Below are 16,627 nucleotides of genomic sequence, written 5' to 3' on the forward strand. Positions count from 1 at the left end.
AAATAATATAGGGATAATAGCCAAAAAGAAAATCATAAATACATTCAACCGCCCCGCTGGTATGGCTGGAGAACGAGGATACCAGCGAGGCAGCTTCCGTTATTATTTCTCTGGCAATTTAATATCTTTGAACATAGCTTCAATGTCATCGTTGGAACGCAACGCCACCGCCGTATCCACCACATCGCGTGTCAGATGCGGTGCGAAACGCTGAATGAAATCATACATGTAGCTGCGTAAAAATGTGCTGCGACGAAAACCAATTTTCGTGGTGCTGTGACTGAAAATATCATGAGCATCAACACGCACCAGATCCGGATCAGAGAGAGGATCCACTGCCATGCTGGCAATCACGCCCACGCCCAGCCCCAGTCGGACATAGGTTTTTATCACATCAGCATCGGTTGCCGTAAAAACAATACGCGGCTCAAGACCCGCGCGATTAAACGCGGTATCCAGTTCTGAGCGCCCTGTAAAACCAAAGGTGTACGTCACCAGCGGATATTGCGCCAGCTCTTCAATGGATACGGAGGTTTTGCCCGCCAACGGATGGTCTGGCGTAACAACAATCGAACGGTTCCAGTGATAGCATGGCAGCATCACCAGATCATCGTACAGATGCAGTGCTTCCGTCGCGATGGCAAAATCAGCATTCCCCTTCGAAACAGCCTCGGCAATTTGCGTCGGCGATCCCTGATGCATATGCAACGAAACGCGAGGATAACGCTCAATAAAACCTTTAATCACGTTGGGCAGCGCGTAACGCGCCTGCGTGTGTGTGGTAGCAATATATAACGAACCTTTGTCGGGCCAGGTATGTTCACCAGCAACCGACTTAATGGCATCCACTTTTGACAAGACTTCGCGGGCAATACGAATAACTTCCTGCCCTGCAGGAGTCACCTGCGTCAGGTGCTTACCGCTACGGGCAAAAATCTGGATGCCAAGCTCATCTTCCAGCATACGAACTTGCTTACTGATCCCCGGCTGGGAGGTATAGAGTCCTTCGGCCGTTGAGGAGACATTAAGGTTGTGGTTTACCACCTCAACGATATAGCGAAGCTGCTGTAATTTCATGTTAAGCCATCCAGAATTGTGCCATCAGAACATCGTTTAAAAGCAGACTCACACGCGCTGCTAATACGATTTAATAATAAAAAGCCTGTCAACTATAACCACTATATCATTTATATGTACGCTGTATAGGTATGACAAAAAATAATACGCCGCAAACAAAAAGGGTCGCTTACGCGACCCTTTGAGGAGAAATTCAGCCAGAATGCTGTTATTTCTTACCTTCTACCCATTTACCGTCAACGAAAAATGCAGACCACCCGGTTGCTTTACCGTCTTTTTCCGCAGCGACATATTGCTGCTTAGTTTTACGGCTAAAGCGAACCATCGACTTATTACCATCGGGGTCCGTCTGCGGCGCATCAGCCAGGTAACGCAGTTTTTCCGGCAGACGATCGCGGAAGCGATACAACTCTTCCACTAACGGTGCACGGGTTTCACGTGATTTCGGGAAGGTGTTAGCGGCCAGGAAAATACCTGCTGCACCGTCACGCAACACGAAATACGCATCCGATTTTTCACACGGCAGTTCCGGCAACGGAACAGGATCTTCTTTCGGCGGAGCCACTTCACCGTTACGCAGGATCTTACGGGTGTTTTTACACTCGTCGTTAGTACATGCCATGTATTTACCGAAACGCCCCATTTTCAGGTGCATTTCAGAACCACATTTCTCGCACTCAACGATAGGACCGTCATAACCCTTAATACGGAACTCGCCCTCTTCGATTTCGTAACCATCACAGGTCGGGTTGTTACCACAGACATGCAGCTTACGTTTTGGATCGATCAGATAGCTGTCCATCGCCGTACCACACTTCTGGCAGCGACGCTTTGCGCGCAAGGCGTTAGTCTCAGCGTCATCCCCTTCCAGTACGTTCAGGACTTCATTCTCCGGCACCAGGTTAATCGTGGTTTTGCAACGCTCTTTCGGTGAAAGCGCATAGCCGGAACACCCAAGGAAGACACCGGTGCTGGCGGTACGGATACCCATCTTGCGCCCACATGTTGGACAATCAATGCTGGTCAGTACCATCTGGTTCGGACGCATGCCGCCTTCTTCGGGATCTTTCTCGGCTTTATCCAACTGCTGAGTAAAATCACTGAAGAAGTTGTCGAGCACACCCTTCCACTCAGCTTCGTGGTTCGCCACCTGGTCAAGGCTGTCTTCCATCTGCGCGGTGAAATCGTAGTTCATCAATTCGCGGAAGTTTTCTTCCAGACGATCGGTGACAATTTCACCCATTTTTTCAGCGTAGAAGCGACGGTTCTCAACGCGAACGTAACCGCGATCCTGAATTGTAGAGATGATCGAGGCATACGTTGATGGACGACCAATACCCCGTTTTTCAAGTTCTTTAACCAACGAGGCTTCACTGAAGCGCGCTGGTGGCTTGGTAAAGTGCTGAGCGGGTGTCAGCTCGACAAGTGTCAGTACATCGCCTTTATCCACGGCCGGTAAGATGCGATCTTCATCACCCTTACGCAGTGCAGGCATCACTTTTGTCCAGCCATCGAAACGCAGAATACGGCCACGAGCTTTCAGGCGGAAATCACCCGCGCCCACGGTTAACGTAGTGGAATCGTATTTTGCTGGCGTCATCTGACAGGCAACAAACTGGCGCCAAATCAGTTGATACAGTTTTTGAGCATCGGCTTCCATATCTTTCAGAGATTCCGCCTGAACAGCGACATCAGAAGGACGAATAGCTTCGTGCGCTTCCTGCGAATTCTCTTTGCTGGCGTACTGGTTTGCGCTTTCTGGCAGATACTTTTTGCCAAAATTATCGCTAATGTAATCACGGACCATCGCCACAGCATCCTGACTCAGGTTGGTGGAGTCAGTACGCATATAGGTGATATAACCCGCTTCATACAAGCGCTGCGCCATCATCATGGTTTTCTTCACGCCAAAGCCCAGACGCGTGCTGGCAGCCTGCTGTAACGTGGACGTGATGAAGGGGGCGCCCGGCTTGCTGCTGGTTGGCTTATCTTCGCGTTCCAGAACGCTATAACGTGCTTTTTCCAGCAGGCTTACTGCCGCGAGTGTTTGTTCGCGATTAACCGGACGGAACGGTTTATCGTTCTGGTGAGTAACCTCAAGCGGCAATGCATCACCGGCTGGCGTCGTGGTATTGGCATCAATTTCCCAGAACTCTTCGGGGACGAATGCTTTAATTTCACGCTCACGCTCAACAACCAGACGCACGGCAACCGACTGTACTCGGCCGGCAGACAGGCCACGGGCAATTTTTTTCCACAGCAGCGGCGACACCATATAGCCGACAACGCGGTCCATAAAGCGACGAGCCTGTTGTGCATTAACGCGGTCGATGTTCAGCTCGCCCGGTTTTTCAAACGCCTGACGAATAGCGTTTTTAGTAATTTCGTTAAACACCACGCGGCTGTAGCGGGTGTCGTCGCCACCGATAACTTCCCGCAGGTGCCAGGCAATGGCTTCCCCTTCGCGGTCAAGGTCGGTTGCGAGATAGATGTGGTCGGCTTTTTCAGCCAGTTGTTTCAGTTCAGAGACAACTTTCTCTTTACCAGGCAGCACTTCATAGCGCGCATCCCAGTTGTGCCACGGGTCAACGCCCATGCGGTTGACGAGAGCGCCACGTTCATCCTTTTTGGGCTTTTTAGCCGTTTTGGTGGAGGTTGAGTCGGCGCTCTTTTTAGTTGCTGAGCCACTGGTCGGCAAATCACGGATATGACCGACGCTGGATTTCACCACGTAGTCATTACCCAGATACTTGTTGATCGTTTTGGCTTTTGCCGGGGACTCAACGATGACAAGAGCTTTACCCATATTCACCTTTACCTAATTTGATTCTTCCAGAATGCGTCGCACGTTGATTCACCTTCCACTGGCGACGAGACATCGATATGGTCTCTGCGTCGGCGGATATCAACCCCTTAAACTGATTTGCGCTTGTAATGTAACTCTCATGTAACTGAGTTAACAGGCTTTTTCGCACACAAACGCTTTGGCGCGACGGAGTATTGGTCGAATGTCAAGCAAATCTGTTGCCAGATTGACGAAAGCGTCACACTGTACCTGATAAAATGCGTTACGCAACTTTATTAGCATGCAAAAACAAATCTCGCCAGTTGCAATCCCCTCCTATAGCCTTCATTTAAGTCAGGGAATATTTGCCCATAAGCTGGGCTCGGCGTAGACTAATGTCCTTGTTTAAGGAGTAAATAATGCATAAAGACACTCAACCCATCGATCGCGAAACACTGCTGATTGAAGCCAACAAAATCATTCGTGAGCATGAGGACACGCTGGCGGGGATTGTCGCCACCGGCGTAACGCAGCGAAATGGCGTGCTGGTTTTCAGCGGAGATTACTTTTTAGACGAGCAAGGGCTACCAACGCCCAAAAGCACTGCAGTGTTTAATATGTTTAAACACCTGGCGCATGTGCTTTCTGAAAAGTACCACTTGATCGATTAACGCGAGAAATGATTTGCCGGATGGCTGCGCTGCCTTATCCGGCCTACGATGTTACGAACCTGTAGGCCGGATTAGATGCGTGAGCATCGCCATCCGGCAATTGCAATTTTACATCAGGGGCTTCTGTCCCCGCTGCCACCAGCGCATAAGTAAGCGGTCTGCACTTTCTGCCGCGCTACCAGTGAAACGGTCCATCAGCTTTTTGCGCTGCATATAGCGGACGCTCAGCACTTCACGGCCATCCATCAACCCGAGAATCACTTCATCACTGGTATTGATCTCATCGACCAACCCGTTTGCCAGCGCCTGTTGCCCAAACCAGTGTTCACCTGTAGCAACCTGTTCGATGTCCAGAGTTGGACGCATACGTTGCACAAAATCTTTAAACAGATGATGGGTTTCATTCAAATCTTCACGGAATTTCTGTCGCCCTTCTTCCGTATTTTCACCAAGCAGTGTCAGCGTACGTTTGTACTGTCCAGCCGTGTGCAGCTCGATATCAATATCCTTGCCTTTCAGGAAACGGTTGAAGTTCGGGATCTGCGCCACCACGCCAATCGAGCCCACAATGGCAAACGGCGCTGAGACAATTTTATCCGCTACACAGGCCATCATATATCCACCGCTCGCTGCGACTTTATCCACCGTTACCGTCAAGGGAATCGCTTTATCGCGTAGGCGCTGCAACTGCGAGGCAGCCAGCCCATAACCATGTACCACACCACCGGGGCTTTCCAGACGCACAACCACCTGATCCTGCGGTTTCACCACCGCCAGTACCGCCGTGACCTCTTCCCGCAATGCGCTGACCTCGTGGGCATCCATACTGCCCTTAAAATCGAGCACCCAGACGCGAGGTTTTTCTGATGACGCACTGTCCCCCAGTTTTGCTTTGGCTTTGGCGGTTTTGGCCTCTAGCTTATGCTTCTTTTTCTGCGCTTTATGCCATAACTTCTGCTGATGACTATCCAGCAATGCCATCGACAGATCTTCCTTCATCTCTTTATATTGATCGCTAAGATTAATAACGCGTAATTCACCACGCTGACGCTTACGTTGTGTCGCGTTTACAATCAGCATGACAATCACCGCAATAGCCACCACAACAGTGACAATTTTTGCCAAAAACAGCCCATATTCAGACAACAATTCCACGAGACCCACCTTGGTTAAACAACGCTACTTTCGCTCAGTGTACAACAGGCGTGTAAACCCGTCTTGCTTCATCCATCCGATGCTGAATCGGCAAAAAGCATGACAAAGTGTTCATTTTGCGGTGTTATTGCCTTTGGCTGATTGAAAAACACCAGTGTTTAAGGCATAAAGCCGAAAAGTTATCGCGAACGAGATGGCCAAAGCGTCGCCGAGGAGTAGCCGTGCATTACCAACCTAAACAAGACCTGTTACAGGATCGCATTATTCTGGTCACCGGTGCCAGTGATGGTATCGGGCGTGAAGCCGCGCTTACCTACGCACGCTACGGTGCGACCGTTATCCTGCTTGGACGTAATGAAGAAAAATTACGTCAGGTTGCCCGCACCATCGCCGATGAAAACGGAACACAACCACAATGGTTTACACTGGATCTGCTGACCTGTACCGCTGAAGAGTGTCACCAGTTGGCGCAACGCCTCGCCGCACATTATCCGCGTCTGGATGGGGTGTTGCATAACGCCGGGCTGCTGGGCGATATCTGCCCGATGAGCGAACAAAATCCGCAGGTATGGCAGGATGTTATGCAGGTCAATGTCAACGCGACGTTTATGTTGACTCAGGCATTGCTGCCGCTGTTACTCAAATCAGATTCAGGATCGCTGGTTTTTACCTCCTCAAGCGTCGGTCGTCAGGGACGGGCTAACTGGGGAGCGTATGCCACCTCTAAGTTTGCAACCGAAGGGATGATGCAGGTACTGGCAGACGAATACCAGAATCGCCATCTGCGCGTAAATTGCATTAATCCAGGCGGCACGCGTACCGGCATGCGTGCCAGCGCATTCCCGACAGAAGATCCGCAAAAACTCAAAACCCCCGCCGATATTATGCCGCTTTACCTGTGGCTGATGGGCGATGACAGCCGCCGTAAAACCGGCATGACTTTTGATGCCCAGCCGGGCCGTAAACCAGGAATTGCCCAATGAGTGAAGAACGCTATCAGCAGCGCCAACAGCGCGTAAAAGACCGGGTTGACGCGCGTGTTGCGGCCGCCAGGGACGAGCGCGGAATTGTCATCGTTTTTACCGGTAATGGTAAGGGTAAAACTACCGCTGCGTTCGGCACAGCAACTCGCGCAGTGGGCCACGGTAAAAAAGTCGGTGTAGTGCAGTTCATTAAAGGTACATGGCCAAACGGCGAAAGAAACCTGCTCGAACCTCATGGTGTAGAGTTTCAGGTGATGGCGACCGGGTTTACCTGGGAAACACAGAATCGTGAAGCTGACACCGCTGCCTGTCTGGCCGTATGGGAACACGGTAAACGAATGCTGGCCGATCCTGAGCTGGATATGGTTGTGCTGGATGAACTGACGTATATGGTGGCCTACGACTACCTCCCGCTTGAAGAGGTGATCAACGCCTTAAACGCGCGCCCGGCCCAGCAGACGGTCATAATTACGGGTCGTGGATGCCATCGCGATATTCTGGAGTTAGCCGACACGGTCAGCGAGTTGCGTCCGGTCAAGCATGCTTTTGAAGCGGGCATTAAAGCCCAAATGGGGATTGATTACTAATAGCAGGCCGGATAAGGCGCTTGCGCCGCATCCGGCTCCACGCTAACGCCTGATAGCGCTTTGCTTATCAGGCCTGTTTATGATTAACCGTTGTTGCTGCGTCCACCCGGGCGACGGCTGCTGCCGACCTGAGAGTGACGTTTCACCGCACGGCGGATCTGATTCGCTTTCATGCGACGACGGTCTTTCTCGACAGCGACTTTAGACGTGGTTTCCGGTTTCAACTCCACCAGTTCACGCAGATAGTTGGTCTGTGCAAGATCAAGCTCCGTCCAGCCGCCACGCGGCAGACCTTTCGGCAATGGAATATCGCCATAACGTACACGGATAAGACGACTTACCTGCACGCCTACCGCTTCCCACAGACGACGAACCTCGCGATTGCGGCCTTCAGTCAGCGTGACGTTATACCACTGGTTAATCCCTTCACCACCGCTGAACTTGATGGTTTTAAACGCAGCCGGACCATCTTCCAGCTGTACGCCACGGCTCAGATCACGCAGTTTAGCTTCATCAACCTGACCGAACACACGCACCGCGTACTCGCGTTCAACTTCACGGCTCGGGTGCATCAGACGGTTCGCCAATTCACCATCTGTAGTAAACAGCAGCAGACCACAGGTATTGACGTCCAGACGACCTACGGCAATCCAGCGCGCGTCGCGCAGCTTTGGCAAGCGGTCAAAAACGGTTGGACGACCTTCCGGGTCGTTACGGGTACACAGTTCACCTTCCGGCTTGTAATAGGCCAGAACGCGGCAGATTTGTTCTGCAGATTCTTTCACCGAAATCAGATGGCCGTCGATACGGATTTTCAGACCCGGCGTCACTTCAACGCGATCGCCAAGCGTGGCAATTTTGCCATCAACGCTCACACGACCTGCTGCAATAATGGATTCAATTTCACGGCGAGAACCGTGGCCAGCACGCGCCAGCACTTTTTGTAACTTTTCGCTCATAGAGCTTCCTTTAGGTGTCGCCTTCACAGGCGTCGAACAGGAGAATCAACGGCACCAGTCAGCGCCATTTTAAGGCCGCGTAGTATAGCGGTTCGCGCCCTTATAAGAAAGGTTTAACGTCACCAACGCCTTCGCGCAATACCACCGGGGAATCATCGGTTAAATCAATGACCGTCGTCGGTTGTTGACCAAGGTAACCACCGTGAATGATCAGATCGACCAACTTCTCCAGACGATCTTTGATCTCTTCGGGATCGGACTCGGTAAATTCGCTGCCCGGAAGCATCAGTGAAGTAGAAAGCATTGGCTCACCCAAAGCTTCGAGCAACGCCAGCGCAATGGGATTCGACGGAACTCGCAGGCCAATAGTCTTACGCTTTTCCTGCAGCAGTCGGCGTGGAACTTCTTTCGTCCCTTTCAGGATAAAAGTATAGTTGCCTGGCGTATTGTTTTTAATTAAACGAAAGGCCACGTTGTCGACAAATGAATAGGTAGACAGCTCCGACAAATCGCGGCACATCAGCGTAAAGTTGTGGCCGTCCGGCAGATGACGGATACGACAAATACGCTCCATCGCGCCTTTATCTTCAATTTTGCATCCCAACGCATAGCCGGAATCGGTTGGATAGACAATCACCCCACCTTTACGCACAATTTCAACGGCCTGATTGATCAACCGCTGCTGTGGGTTTTCGGGATGAATATAAAAAAACTGGCTCATACTTTCCTCTCTGTGATCTCGGGCTGTTCCCAAAGCTGCCACACGCCTTCGACGCCGGCAGGCAACCAAAGTTTGCGCCCCAGTTCAATCCATGGACACGGCTGGTGAAAATCAGACCCTTGCGATGCCCACAACTGATGCTGGCGCGCAAGCGTCGCCAGATGGGTACGTTCATTGGGAGACTGCTGGCACTGTGCCACTTCCATCGCGTCACCGTGATGTTCAGCAAAATGTGCAACCAGTCTTTTCAGCCACTTAGCGCTAAGATCGTACCGCCCAGGATGAGCCAGAACTGCCTTACCGCCAGAATGATGAATGACATCAATAGCTTGTTCTATTGTACACCACTGTGGCGGAACGTAACCGGTTTTCCCGCGGGCAAGATATTTTTTAAAGACATCCGCCATGGTTGTGGCTTTTCCGCATTCCACCAGAAAACGCGCAAAATGGCCCCGCGTGACGGCCCCGCCGTCAGCCAAACGCAAAGCCCCTTCCCACGCTCCCGGAATATGCGCTTTGTCCAGCCGTTCTGCAATCAGGCGCGCGCGCTGCTGGCGGCGTTCCGTTTGCTGTGCCAAAAACGCATGCATCATAGGATGTGCGGTATCAATATTCAGACCCACAATATGGATCTCATGGTTTTCCCAGACCGTTGAAATTTCAACACCCGAGATCAGATTTAGCGCTAGCCCCGAACGTGAAATTTCTTCTCTTGCCGCCGCAATACCTGCCGTGGTGTCATGATCGGTGATCGCCAGTGTACCGACTCGCATCTCTACCGCACGATGTACTAAGGCCTCTGGCGTCAATCGCCCATCGGAGGCTGTCGTATGGCTGTGCAGGTCATAAATCACTGCGTAATTCGTGTCGCTCAAGGCGTCTCCCGTTTCAATAAATGTCGTATCACGATCATCATAGCGGTTTCGACAAATTAACTGAAATCAGGTGTTGACTTTACTCCATCGAACTAGTTAACTAGTACACAAGTTCACATGAAGAAGGTATCTGAGATGAAAGCACGCTTTGTTCTGCACGGTTGGTGGCGCACTTCCTGATTTCGGGCAGTGTCTTACGTCTGCACTATGCAACCAGATACCCGGCCCGCCACATGAGCGGGCTTTTTTTTGAACAAAATTAATGAGAAGAACGATGCAAACACAAAAACCAACACTTGAACTGCTCGCCTGCGATGCCGCCTACCGTGAGAACCCAACGGCGCTGTTTCATCAGGTATGTGGCGCACGACCGGCAACGTTATTGCTGGAATCCGCCGATATCGACAGCAAGAACGATCTCAAGAGCCTGCTACTGGTAGACAGCGCGTTGCGTATTACTGCCCTGGGTGACACTGTCACTATTCAGGCATTGTCGGCGAATGGCGCATCGCTACTTCCTCTGCTGGACGCAGCCCTGCCCACGGGCGTTGAAAACGATAAACAGCCGAACATTCGTCAGTTGACATTCCCCAGCGTAAGCCCGCTGCTGGATGAAGATGCCCGTTTATGTTCACTTTCTGTATTTGACGCGTTCCGTTTGTTGCAGGAGCTGGTCAATGTTCCGGCGCAAGAGCGTGAAGCCATGTTCTTCGGCGGTCTGTTTTCCTACGACCTGGTTGCCGGATTTGAAGATTTACCCCAGCTTGAAGCGGGCAACCGTTGCCCGGACTACTGCTTCTATCTGGCAGAAACACTGATGGTTATCGACCACCAGAAAAAAAGCACCCGCATTCAGGCCAGCATCTTTACGCCAAATGACGAGGAAAAACAGCGACTGAACGCCCGCCTGGCACAGTTGAGCCAACAGCTCACCGAACCCGCACCGCCGCTGCCCGTCACTGAAGTCCCGCAAATGCGCTGCGAATGCAATCAGAGCGATGAAGAGTTCGGTGCAGTAGTGCGTGGCCTGCAAAAAGCGATTCGCGCAGGTGAGATTTTCCAGGTGGTTCCATCTCGTCGCTTCTCGCTGCCCTGCCCGTCGCCGCTGGCAGCCTACTATGTGCTGAAGAAAAGCAACCCCAGCCCGTACATGTTTTTCATGCAGGACAACGATTTCACACTGTTCGGCGCGTCGCCGGAGAGTTCGTTGAAATACGATGCCACCAGCCGTCAGATTGAAATTTACCCGATTGCCGGGACCCGCCCGCGTGGTCGCCGTGCGGATGGCTCGCTGGATCGCGATCTCGACAGTCGTATCGAGCTGGAAATGCGTACCGACCATAAAGAACTTTCCGAACACCTGATGCTGGTAGACCTGGCTCGTAACGATCTCGCACGTATCTGTACCCCAGGTAGCCGCTATGTTGCCGACCTGACCAAAGTCGACCGTTACTCTTTCGTAATGCACCTGGTATCCCGTGTGGTGGGCGAACTGCGTAGCGATTTGGATGTGCTTCATGCTTACCGCGCCTGTATGAACATGGGCACGCTGAGTGGTGCGCCAAAAGTCCGCGCGATGCAATTGATCGCCGAGGCCGAAGGTCGCCGTCGGGGCAGCTATGGCGGCGCGGTCGGCTACTTTACCGCCCATGGCGACCTGGATACCTGCATTGTGATCCGTTCAGCTCTGGTGGAAGACGGTATCGCCACCGTGCAGGCCGGTGCCGGGATTGTTCTGGATTCTGTTCCGCAGTCTGAAGCCGATGAAACCCGTAATAAAGCGCGTGCCGTTTTGCGTGCTATCGCCACCGCGCACCATGCACAGGAGACTTTCTAATGGCTGACATTCTGCTGCTCGATAATATCGACTCATTTACCTACAACCTGGCAGATCAGCTGCGCACTAATGGTCACAACGTAGTGATTTACCGTAACCATATTCCGGCTCAGACGTTAATTGACCGTTTAGCGACGATGAAAAACCCTGTGCTGATGCTTTCTCCAGGGCCTGGCGCACCCAGTGAAGCGGGCTGCATGCCAGAGCTGTTAACCCGCCTGCGCGGCAAACTGCCCATTATCGGTATTTGTCTGGGGCATCAGGCGATTGTTGAAGCCTATGGTGGATATGTCGGTCAGGCGGGGGAAATCCTGCACGGCAAAGCCTCCAGCATTGAACACGATGGGCAGGCGATGTTCGCCGGTCTGGCAAACCCGCTGCCGGTGGCGCGCTATCACTCGCTGGTTGGCAGCAACGTACCGGCCGGATTGACCATTAACGCGCATTTTAACGGTATGGTCATGGCAGTTCGTCACGATACCGACCGCGTATGCGGTTTCCAGTTCCATCCGGAATCGATTCTGACCACTCAGGGTGCGCGTCTGCTGGAGCAAACGCTGGCCTGGGCGCAACAGAAGCTCGAACAAACCAATACGCTGCAACCGATCCTGGAAAAACTGTACCAGGCTCAGACGCTGTCACAACAGGAAAGCCACCAGCTGTTCTCTGCTGTCGTCCGTGGTGAACTGAAACCAGAACAGTTGGCTGCAGCGCTGGTCAGTATGAAAATTCGTGGCGAACACCCGAATGAAATTGCCGGTGCGGCAACGGCATTACTGGAAAATGCCGCCCCGTTCCCGCGACCGGATTATCTGTTTGCCGACATTGTCGGAACCGGCGGTGACGGCAGTAACAGTATCAATATTTCCACCGCCAGCGCGTTTGTCGCGGCGGCCTGTGGATTAAAAGTGGCCAAACACGGCAACCGTAGCGTCTCCAGTAAATCAGGATCCTCGGATCTGCTGGCGGCATTTGGTATCAATCTGGATATGAACGCCGATAAATCCCGTCAGGCGCTCGATGACCTGGGCGTGTGTTTCCTGTTTGCACCGAAATATCACACAGGTTTTCGCCATGCGATGCCGGTACGCCAGCAGTTGAAAACCCGCACGTTGTTTAATGTGCTTGGGCCATTGATAAATCCGGCGCATCCACCGCTGGCGCTGATCGGCGTTTACAGCCCGGAACTGGTGTTGCCGATTGCCGAAACACTGCGCGTGCTGGGATATCAACGGGCAGCCGTGGTACACAGCGGCGGAATGGATGAAGTTTCACTGCATGCGCCGACCATAGTGGCAGAACTGCATGATGGTGAAATCAAGAGCTACCAGCTAACGGCGGAAGACTTTGGCCTGACGCCATATCATCAGGAACAGTTGGCTGGCGGCACGCCGGAAGAAAACCGTGACATTCTGAGTCGCTTGTTACAAGGTAAAGGTGAGGCCGCTCATGAGGCTGCTGTTGCCGCGAATGTCGCCATGTTAATGCGCCTGCACGGTAAAGAAGACTTAAAAGCCAACGCGCAAACCGTGATTAATGTGCTGCGCAGCGGTGCGGCTTACGACCGTGTCACTGCACTGGCCGCAAGAGGGTAAATGATGCAAACCGTTTTAGCGAAAATTGTCGCTGACAAGGCGATTTGGGTAGAAGCCCGCAAACAGCAACAACCGCTGGCCAGCTTTCAAAATGATGTTCAACCCAGCACGCGTGATTTCTACGATGCGCTGCAAGGGACACGAACCGCTTTTATTCTGGAGTGTAAAAAAGCCTCTCCGTCAAAAGGCGTGATCCGTGATGACTTCGACCCGGCACAGATTGCGGGAGTGTACAAACATTACGCGTCCGCAATTTCCGTGCTGACGGACGAGAAATATTTTCAGGGTAGCTTTGATTTCCTGCCCATCGTCAGTCGCATCGCACCACAGCCGATTCTGTGTAAAGACTTTATTATCGATCCTTACCAGATTTATCTGGCACGTTTCTACCAGGCCGACGCCTGCCTGCTGATGTTGTCGGTTTTAGATGATGAACAGTATCGTCAACTCGCTGCCGTCGCCCACAGTTTGAAAATGGGCGTCCTGACTGAGGTCAGCAATGAAGAAGAGTTGGAGCGCGCCATTGCGCTGGGTGCAAAAGTCGTCGGCATTAACAACCGTGATTTACGTGACCTGTCGATTGACCTCAATCGTACCCGCCAACTGGCCCCGCGTCTGGGCCATGGCGTAACCGTCATCAGTGAATCCGGGATCAACACCTATGGCCAGGTTCGCGAACTCAGCCATTTTGCCAACGGCTTTCTGATTGGCTCTGCGCTGATGTCGCATGATGACCTGCACGCCGCCGTGCGTCGGGTCCTGCTTGGCGAGAACAAAGTCTGCGGTTTGACCCGGACTCAGGATGCAAAAGCGGCATATGAAGCTGGCGCAATATATGGTGGGTTGATTTTTGTGCCCTCATCTCCGCGCGCGGTCAGCGTTGAGCAGGCGCGAGACGTTATGACGGGAGCGCCGTTACAGTACATCGGCGTGTTCCGTAACGCCGAGATCGCTGACGTCCACGAAAAAGTCACCGCACTGTCGCTGGCCGCCGTACAACTACATGGAAGCGAAGATCAGGCCTATGTCGATGCTCTGCGAAAGGTGCTGCCCGCACAGGTGCAAATTTGGAAGGCACTGAGTGTTGGCGAATCACTGCCTGCTCGTCGCTATCAACATATTGATAAATACGTTTTTGATAACGGCCAGGGTGGCAGCGGTAAGCGCTTTGACTGGTCGCTACTGGGCGGACAATCGCTGGATAACGTTTTACTGGCTGGCGGACTCGGTGCAGATAACTGCGTCGACGCGGCTAAAACCGGCTGTGCCGGGCTCGATTTTAATTCTGGCGTAGAGTCACAGCCGGGCATCAAAGATGCACGTCTTCTGGCTTCAGTCTTTCAGACGCTGCGCGCATATTAAGGAAAAGGACATGACAACATTACTCAATCCGTATTTTGGTGAATTTGGCGGTATGTATGTGCCACAGATTCTGATGCCTGCACTGCGCCAACTGGAAGAAGCGTTCGTCAGTGCACAAAAAGACCCTGAGTTTCAGGCCCAGTTTACCGACCTGCTGAAAAACTATGCCGGGCGCCCTACCGCGTTGACCAAATGCCAGAACATCACTAACGGCACCAGGACTACGCTGTATCTCAAGCGTGAGGATCTGCTGCACGGCGGCGCGCACAAAACGAACCAGGTTCTGGGACAAGCGTTACTGGCGAAGCGCATGGGGAAAACAGAAATCATCGCAGAAACAGGTGCGGGTCAGCACGGTGTGGCGTCTGCCCTTGCCAGCGCCCTGCTGGGTTTAAAGTGCCGTATTTATATGGGTGCGAAAGACGTCGAGCGTCAGTCTCCGAACGTTTTCCGTATGCGTCTGATGGGTGCTGAAGTTATTCCGGTACACAGCGGCTCTGCCACGTTGAAAGATGCCTGTAACGAGGCGTTGCGCGACTGGTCTGGCAGTTACGATACCGCGCACTATATGCTGGGTACGGCGGCAGGCCCGCATCCTTTCCCGACTATCGTACGCGAGTTCCAGCGCATGATTGGTGAAGAAACAAAAGCACAGATTCTGGAAAAAGAAGGCCGTCTGCCGGATGCCGTGATCGCCTGTGTCGGCGGCGGCTCAAATGCGATCGGCATGTTCGCCGATTTTATAAATGAAACCAGCGTTGGTCTGATTGGCGTTGAGCCTGGTGGTCACGGGATCGAATCCGGCGAGCACGGCGCACCGCTGAAACATGGTCGTGTCGGGATTTACTTCGGCATGAAGTCGCCAATGATGCAGACCACTGAAGGGCAAATCGAAGAGTCCTACTCCATTTCTGCGGGGCTGGACTTCCCGTCAGTCGGGCCACAACACGCTTATCTGAACAGTATCGGACGCGCTGACTATGTTTCGATTACTGATGATGAAGCGCTTGAAGCCTTCAAAACACTGTGTCTGCATGAGGGGATTATCCCGGCACTGGAGTCTTCCCACGCCCTGGCACATGCGTTGAAAATGATGCGGGAAAACCCGGAGAAAGAGCAATTACTGGTGGTCAACCTCTCTGGTCGCGGCGACAAAGACATTTTCACCGTACACGATATTCTGAAAGCGCGAGGGGAAATCTGATGGAACGTTATGAAAACCTGTTTGCACAACTGAAGGACCGCAAAGAAGGCGCTTTTGTCCCCTTCGTAACCCTGGGCGATCCTTCTGTTGAACAGTCACTGAAAATCATTGATACGCTGATTGAAGCGGGTGCCGATGCACTTGAGCTGGGTATTCCGTTCTCCGATCCGCTGGCCGACGGTCCAACCATTCAGGAAGCGACCTTACGTGCGTTCGCGGCAGGCGTCACACCGTCACAATGCTTTGAAATGTTGGCACTGGTTCGGCAAAAACACCCAACCATTCCGATTGGTTTACTGATGTATGCCAACCTGGTGTTCAGTAAAGGTATTGACGAATTTTACGCACAGTGCGAGAAGGTCGGTGTAGATTCGGTATTAGTCGCCGATGTGCCGGTTGAAGAATCTGCGCCATTCAGAACGGCGGCATTACGCCATAATGTCGCGCCAATTTTCATTTGCCCGCCTAACGCTGACGAGGAACTGCTGCGCCAGATTGCCTCTTATGGCCGCGGTTATACCTATCTATTGTCACGCGCAGGTGTTACAGGTGCCGAAAATCGTGCAGCGTTACCGTTACATCATCTGGTCGAGAAGCTGAAAGAATTTAATGCCCCGCCTTCTTTACAGGGCTTTGGTATCTCTGCACCGGAACAGGTGACAGGCGCCATTGAAGCAGGTGCTGCGGGGGCTATTTCTGGATCGGCGATTGTCAAAATCATTGAGAAGAATGTTGCAGCACCAGAGCAAATGCTGGCTGAGCTGAAAACCTTTGTCAGTGCAATGAAAGCCGCCACCCATCAGTAAGCTGAAATAA

Annotated in this window: 15 protein-coding genes and 1 other annotated feature; of the genes, 9 read left to right on the forward strand and 6 right to left on the reverse strand. The window is 52.5% G+C overall.

From position 1 onward, the window contains the following. Positions 1 to 102 precede the first annotated feature (102 nt). Positions 103 to 1,077, reverse strand: a complete 975-nt coding sequence (cysB, locus tag NNO08_RS05195; protein WP_271456298.1) for an HTH-type transcriptional regulator CysB — start codon at positions 1,075 to 1,077, stop codon at positions 103 to 105. Positions 1,078 to 1,285: 208 nt separating this feature from the next. Further along, a complete protein-coding gene (gene topA / locus NNO08_RS05200; protein WP_271440939.1) occupies positions 1,286 to 3,883 on the reverse strand; it encodes a type I DNA topoisomerase in 2,598 nt (865 codons plus the stop codon). A gap of 398 nt (positions 3,884 to 4,281) precedes the next feature. Between topA and NNO08_RS05205 the strand changes: the two genes are divergently transcribed. Then, the gene (locus tag NNO08_RS05205) at positions 4,282 to 4,533 is read left to right on the forward strand and encodes a YciN family protein (protein WP_003020616.1); all 252 of its coding nucleotides are present in this window, start codon (positions 4,282 to 4,284) and stop codon (positions 4,531 to 4,533) included. Between the two features lie 108 nt (positions 4,534 to 4,641). On the opposite strand, the gene sohB is transcribed toward NNO08_RS05205, so the two are convergent. Beyond that, a complete protein-coding gene (gene sohB / locus NNO08_RS05210; protein ID WP_271456299.1) occupies positions 4,642 to 5,688 on the reverse strand; it encodes a protease SohB in 1,047 nt (348 codons plus the stop codon). 221 nt (positions 5,689 to 5,909) lie between these two features. On the opposite strand from sohB, the gene NNO08_RS05215 reads away from it, so the two are divergent. Both NNO08_RS05215 and cobO read left to right on the forward strand, forming a co-directional pair. After that, positions 5,910 to 6,671, forward strand: a complete 762-nt coding sequence (locus tag NNO08_RS05215) for a YciK family oxidoreductase (RefSeq protein ID WP_271456300.1) — start codon at positions 5,910 to 5,912, stop codon at positions 6,669 to 6,671. After that, on the forward strand, positions 6,668 to 7,258 hold the full coding sequence (gene cobO / locus NNO08_RS05220) for a cob(I)yrinic acid a,c-diamide adenosyltransferase (RefSeq protein WP_271440936.1): 591 nt from the start codon (positions 6,668 to 6,670) through the stop codon (positions 7,256 to 7,258). Before NNO08_RS05215 ends, cobO begins: the two co-directional genes overlap by 4 nt. Positions 7,259 to 7,341: 83 nt before the next feature. Here cobO and rluB read toward each other — a convergent pair whose 3' ends face one another. From rluB to rnm, 3 genes are all read right to left on the reverse strand, one after another. After that, entirely contained in the window at positions 7,342 to 8,217 is an 876-nt protein-coding gene (rluB, locus tag NNO08_RS05225; protein ID WP_271450387.1) for a 23S rRNA pseudouridine(2605) synthase RluB, read from the reverse strand. Between the two features lie 100 nt (positions 8,218 to 8,317). Further along, positions 8,318 to 8,938, reverse strand: a complete 621-nt coding sequence (locus NNO08_RS05230; RefSeq protein WP_003833336.1) for an L-threonylcarbamoyladenylate synthase — start codon at positions 8,936 to 8,938, stop codon at positions 8,318 to 8,320. Continuing rightward, positions 8,935 to 9,813, reverse strand: coding sequence for an RNase RNM (rnm, locus tag NNO08_RS05235; protein WP_271440934.1), 879 nt, complete (start codon positions 9,811 to 9,813; stop codon positions 8,935 to 8,937). Before rnm ends, NNO08_RS05230 begins: the two co-directional genes overlap by 4 nt. Positions 9,814 to 9,948: 135 nt before the next feature. On the opposite strand from rnm, the gene trpL reads away from it, so the two are divergent. The 6 genes from trpL (at position 9,949) to trpA (ending at position 16,617) form a co-directional block, all read left to right on the forward strand. Next, the gene (gene trpL / locus NNO08_RS05240) at positions 9,949 to 9,993 is read left to right on the forward strand and encodes a trp operon leader peptide (RefSeq protein WP_212734703.1); all 45 of its coding nucleotides are present in this window, start codon (positions 9,949 to 9,951) and stop codon (positions 9,991 to 9,993) included. Continuing rightward, positions 9,970 to 10,064, forward strand: a sequence feature (Trp leader region). (Overlaps the previous gene by 24 nt.) Positions 10,065 to 10,087: 23 nt before the next feature. After that, positions 10,088 to 11,650, forward strand: coding sequence for an anthranilate synthase component 1 (locus NNO08_RS05245; RefSeq protein ID WP_271456301.1), 1,563 nt, complete (start codon positions 10,088 to 10,090; stop codon positions 11,648 to 11,650). Further along, a complete protein-coding gene (gene trpD, locus NNO08_RS05250; RefSeq protein WP_202038509.1) occupies positions 11,650 to 13,245 on the forward strand; it encodes a bifunctional anthranilate synthase glutamate amidotransferase component TrpG/anthranilate phosphoribosyltransferase TrpD in 1,596 nt (531 codons plus the stop codon). Before NNO08_RS05245 ends, trpD begins: the two co-directional genes overlap by 1 nt. Before the next feature lie 3 nt (positions 13,246 to 13,248). Beyond that, positions 13,249 to 14,607, forward strand: coding sequence for a bifunctional indole-3-glycerol-phosphate synthase TrpC/phosphoribosylanthranilate isomerase TrpF (trpCF, locus tag NNO08_RS05255; protein ID WP_271456341.1), 1,359 nt, complete (start codon positions 13,249 to 13,251; stop codon positions 14,605 to 14,607). A 10-nt stretch (positions 14,608 to 14,617) separates the two neighbouring features. Next, positions 14,618 to 15,811, forward strand: a complete 1,194-nt coding sequence (gene trpB, locus NNO08_RS05260; RefSeq protein WP_202038508.1) for a tryptophan synthase subunit beta — start codon at positions 14,618 to 14,620, stop codon at positions 15,809 to 15,811. Next, on the forward strand, positions 15,811 to 16,617 hold the full coding sequence (gene trpA / locus NNO08_RS05265) for a tryptophan synthase subunit alpha (protein ID WP_271450389.1): 807 nt from the start codon (positions 15,811 to 15,813) through the stop codon (positions 16,615 to 16,617). Before trpB ends, trpA begins: the two co-directional genes overlap by 1 nt. Positions 16,618 to 16,627 lie beyond the last annotated feature (10 nt).

Origin of the sequence: Citrobacter sp. Igbk 17, from assembly GCF_028069775.1 — a bacterium.
Lineage (GTDB): Bacteria > Pseudomonadota > Gammaproteobacteria > Enterobacterales > Enterobacteriaceae > Citrobacter.